At 73.3% G+C, this 4,311-nt stretch carries 4 protein-coding genes and 1 pseudogene; 4 read left to right on the top strand and 1 reads right to left on the bottom strand.

The genetic code is table 11. From position 1 onward, the window contains the following. From FOE67_RS18160 to FOE67_RS18145, 4 genes and pseudogenes are all read left to right on the top strand, one after another. Positions 1–332 (top strand): annotated as a pseudogene (locus FOE67_RS18160) (hypothetical protein); the annotation flags it as partial. Beyond that, the gene (locus FOE67_RS18155; protein WP_323385008.1) at positions 329–1,678 is read left to right on the top strand and encodes a helix-turn-helix domain-containing protein; all 1,350 of its coding nucleotides are present in this window, start codon (positions 329–331) and stop codon (positions 1,676–1,678) included. The pseudogene FOE67_RS18160 and the gene FOE67_RS18155, both read left to right, overlap by 4 nt. Then, the gene (locus FOE67_RS18150; RefSeq protein WP_182665588.1) at positions 1,678–2,256 is read left to right on the top strand and encodes a transcriptional regulator; all 579 of its coding nucleotides are present in this window, start codon (positions 1,678–1,680) and stop codon (positions 2,254–2,256) included. The genes FOE67_RS18155 and FOE67_RS18150 overlap by 1 nt, the downstream gene beginning before the upstream one ends. 31 nt (positions 2,257–2,287) lie before the next feature. After that, positions 2,288–2,512, top strand: a complete 225-nt coding sequence (locus FOE67_RS18145; RefSeq protein WP_182665586.1) for a hypothetical protein — start codon at positions 2,288–2,290, stop codon at positions 2,510–2,512. 65 nt (positions 2,513–2,577) lie between these two features. Here the strand turns inward: FOE67_RS18145 and FOE67_RS18140 are convergent. Beyond that, positions 2,578–4,311, bottom strand: a 1,734-nt coding sequence (locus tag FOE67_RS18140; RefSeq protein WP_228474011.1) for a helicase associated domain-containing protein, incomplete at its 5' end; no start/stop codon positions are given.

The raw sequence follows: 4,311 nt of genomic DNA, 5'->3' as shown, positions 1-4,311 counted from the left end.
GTGGTCGGCTGCTTCTGGCCGGTATCCGAGGCGACGCCCTGTGGCTCGGGGCTGAACTGGCTTCGGACCGCTTGGCGAACGATGGCCGCGGTGATCCGACCGCCCCGACCGCGCAGGTCGGCGTAGAGATCTCCCGCCGCCAGTCCGGCGCCACCCCCTGGACCCTCGCGGACCTGGACGCGCTGGCCGCCCACTACGGCATCCCCGTGCCGGACCTGCTGTGCGGGGTGGACCACGCCCTGAGCAGGCTGCCCGCCCACCGACGGGCCGCGACCCTCGGAGGCACCCGGGCCACCATCACCACCAGCCGGCCCGGAAGGGGAGAGCAGTGACCGGTCCTCTCGACCCGATCGATGCCCTCCTCGAGGAGGCCCGCCCGCTGCCCGTCCCGGCCGAGCGGGAGCGCCTGCGCACGGCGGCCGGTCTGACGCGGACCCGGGTGGCCGCCGCGATCGGTGTCACCCCGGAGACCGTGCGCAAGTGGGAGACCGGTGTCACCGATCCGTCGGGGGAGCACCGCGCGGCCTACGGCCGGTTGCTGGACGGCCTGGCCGCCCGCTACCCCGCTCCCGCCCCGCCGGCCCCGGAGTCGGCCGCACCCGGGGCTGCTGCCCCTGCCGTGTCCGAGTCGTCGCCGGCGCGGGCCGCGCGGGAGTCGCACCGCCGCCACCAACAGCGGCGTACCACGACCACGGCCGAGGCGACCCGGGGCGAGTTGCGGGAGCGGATCGCCGCCCGGGTGAGCACCGAGCTGGAGCGCGCCGGCGGCGACACCGACGCCGCTGCGGCTGCTCTGATCAAGAAGGCGATCCCGGATGTGATGGAGCTGTTCGCCGCGACCCGGCGGACCGCCCGCTACGAGCACACCTCCTACCCCAGCCTGCCGCAGATCTTCGAGCGGCCTGCGAAGGGCGAGGCGAATCTGATCTGGGAAGCGCGCCCCAGTTGGCGGCACCCTGGTCTGCGGCGTTCCCCCGACGGCCCCCTGACCGTGACCGCCCTGGATGTGAACGCCGCCTACCTGTCGGCGCTCAAGACGCATCTGCCGATCGGCCGCCTGGAACACACCACCGGCGGCGGGCACGACCGCCGCCGGGCGGGGGTCCACCTGATCGACCCGCCCGCCTGGCACCACCCCACCGCCCCCAACCCCCTGGGGGACCGGGAGGAGACCGGCCCGGTGTGGGTGACCGAACCCACCCTGCGCCTGCTCCTGCAACTCGCCGGACCCAAGCACCGGCTGATCGAGACCCCGCGGATCCACGAATCATGGACCTCGGGAGCCACCGAGGCCCTGCTCGACGGACTGCGGCAGACCCTCGCCGAAGCCCGCACCGACGCCATCGCCACCGGCGACGACGTCACCCTGACCTACCTGAAGGCGATGTACTCCCGCTTCGTGTCCACCATCGGCGACAGCAGCGCCAACCGCGAGATGATGCGCCCGGACTGGACCCACATCATCAGGAGTCAGGCGTTCGCGAACCTGTGGCGCCGCGCCCACAAGGCCGCCGCCGCCAGCCTGACGGTGGTCTCGATCGTGGGCACCGACGAACTCCACGTCGCCGGGGACTGGCGGACCGTGTGGACCGAGGGGACCGGGCTGTCGGAGATGAAGGTCAAAACCACCCCCCGCACCGGCGAACCGGTGACCTACACCATGACGGAGGTGGCGTGATGCCACACAGCACCCACTGGGGCGAGTGGCGCAAGTACAACGCGGACGGCCTGCACGGCGCCGACGCCCTCGCGGCCGGGCTGGAGGCGATGGTCACCGGCATCGCCTCCGGACCCGACACCAAGCGCGGCATCGCGGCCCGCCTGCGCTACCTGACCGCGTCGAAGGCCGGGCGGGAGGCGATGGCCGCGCAGGGCATCAGCCGCCGCGCCCTGGCGGCCTGGACGGCCGGGAAACGCTCCCCGAGCCCCAAGAGCCGCGCCGCACTGGACCGCGCCTACTGGGGACTGCGCCGACAACGGGTCGTGGCCCACATCAAACGGCGCTTGGCCCGCGAGGGGCGCGGCACCCGCATCGAGATCGACCCCGTCGACCAAACCCGCGTCGCCCCCGGCCGCCGCCGCGACCTGAACGTGCGCCGCATCACCCTCCGACCCACCACCTGGGCCACCGCCGTCGACGCCTGGGCGGAAGGTGACACCACCGGCCTCGAAGCCGTCTGGGACGACGTCATGGCCGACCTCGGCTCCGACGGCGAGGCGTACGAGTACGTCTCTTCGGTGGGGTGGGCCGCGTGATGACGGATGAACACCGACCAGGAGGCACATTGTGATTTCGCCTGACCCGATCACGACCCGGGAGGAAGCAGCGCGGGAGCGGGAGAAGCTGCTCGATTTCTTCGCACGCGGAATGTGCTGCGCGGTAGCCCACCCCGGCGCCCCGAGCGAGGAAGCGCTCGCGAAAGGCAGGGCAGTCGCCGATGACTACCTGTCCGCCTACGAGGAGTGGATGGTGCAGCTCGCCGCACGCAACGCGAGCAATCCACCGGAGTGACCGATCGAGCCAAGACGGCAGCCCGCCACCCCGAGGAGGGGCGGCGGGCTGTTCCGCGCGGTGCGCTACCCCTGCGCCCATTCGAGGCCGAGGTCGGCGAGTGCGGCCCGGCGTTCGGGGCTGAGCTTGGCCCGCCGGGTCTTGCTGTTGGTGAGGAAGACTCCGGCCCGCACGGTGACCGGTCCGCCGTTCTCGCCCGGCGCGGGGTGCAGCACCTCCTCGTGGCCCCGGGGGATCGTCAGGTGCCCCTCCCTGTCCCGGTACTGCCGCAGGGCCGCCACGCCCCGCCCGAAGGCGTCCAGGCCCGCCAGGCCGGGCACCCCGGCCGCCGCGCCGGTTGCTGCGCCGGCCCGGCCGTCCCCGCCCGCCCCGGCGGTGGTGGGTGCGGGGATCCCGAGCTTGGCCAGCGCCTCGCGCTGCGCGTCGTCCAGGCCGGCCCAGCCCACCAGTTGGCGCCGGAGCCAGGCCCCCACATCGGTCCCGTTCACCCGCACGCCCGGCGGGATCTCCGGCACGGTCTCCTCACCCTCCAACAGCATCGCGAGAGCGACCCGGCCCCGCTCCCACGCCAGGGACCACGGCGGGTTCCAGTGGGGGTCGATGGCGGACAACGCCGCGTCCCGTTCCTCGGTGAGGACCATTTGGCGCTTTCGGAGATTGTCGAGGAACTGCCCGATCGGGAAACCGTCCACCACCGCGTCACGCGGCGCCGCAAGCGTCCCGTATTCCTCGAAATAGGACCGCGCGGCGATCAATCCGTTCGTGAATTTCGCGTCCGCGACATCCCACACCAACCCCGCCTCGGACAGCAATTCATACCGGTGCGGGCGCAGGGTTCCCTCCCGCAGCGCGCGGCGCTGTTCGACCACCCACGCCCCCACCCGATACGCGGGCCTCCCCGGCAGGTCGATGGTCGCCGCCGCGGGCACCTCCGCGCTGCCCCGCTCGGTGATCCAGTGCAGCAGCGCGTCGTACCCGGCCAGCCACCCCAGACTCTCCGGAGTCAGGACCCGGGTGCGCAGGAACCGCGCCACGGCGGCCGGGTCCCTCGGGCGGGAGAACCGCAGCACCGGCGCCGCCCCCCGGCCCTGGTGCTCCCCCGCGTCGTGCTCCTGGTCCTCGTTGTCCTCCCCGCTCTCCTGCCCGGCCGCTGTCACCGGATCGAGGGCGATGGTGTCCGACGCGGTTCCCGAGGCGCGCCCGGCGGCTTCGGTCAGCCGCTCGATCAACCGGTGGTCGTGGGCCCGCAGTCCGGCGAGGAGTTGGGCCAGGGGGCGGTAGGCGGGGGAGGTCATCATCGTGTCCGGCTCCTCACCTGGTTCCAGGAAGACGGGCACGATGATGCGGGCGACCTTCCCCTCCCCGGGTTCCTGGCGCAGGGCGCGGCCGATGATCTGCACGACCTGCACGGGCGAGGACCGCCCGTCGGCCAGTACCACGCCGTCCACCCCGGCGCGGCCCCGGATGTCGACGCCTTCGGCGAGGACCTGGCAGGAGGCGAGGATCTGGGCGTCGGCGACGTAGCCGTGTTCGTCCAGGCCGTCGGCGAACCGGGCCAGGACCCGCCGCCGGTAGGCCGGTGCGTGTTCCCCGGACAGCCATTCGGCGGAGACCCGGGCGGGGTAGCGGGCCGGGTCATCGGCGTGCAGCTCGGCTGCGGTGTCCGGTGTGGTGCGGGCCATGACCATGGCGTCCAGCGTCGTGGAATGGAACGTCAGCAGCGACCGCGCCCCCACATCGTCCAGGTGAGCCAGGAGAGCGGCCTGGAGGGCCCCCAGACGCCCCCCACGGCTTTCCCC

The sequence above is a fragment of the Streptomyces calidiresistens genome (assembly GCF_014141525.1).
Lineage (GTDB): Bacteria > Actinomycetota > Actinomycetes > Streptomycetales > Streptomycetaceae > Streptomyces > Streptomyces calidiresistens.
Note: the sequence above shows the minus strand (reverse complement) of the source record. Positions and strands in the feature narration are given on the sequence as shown.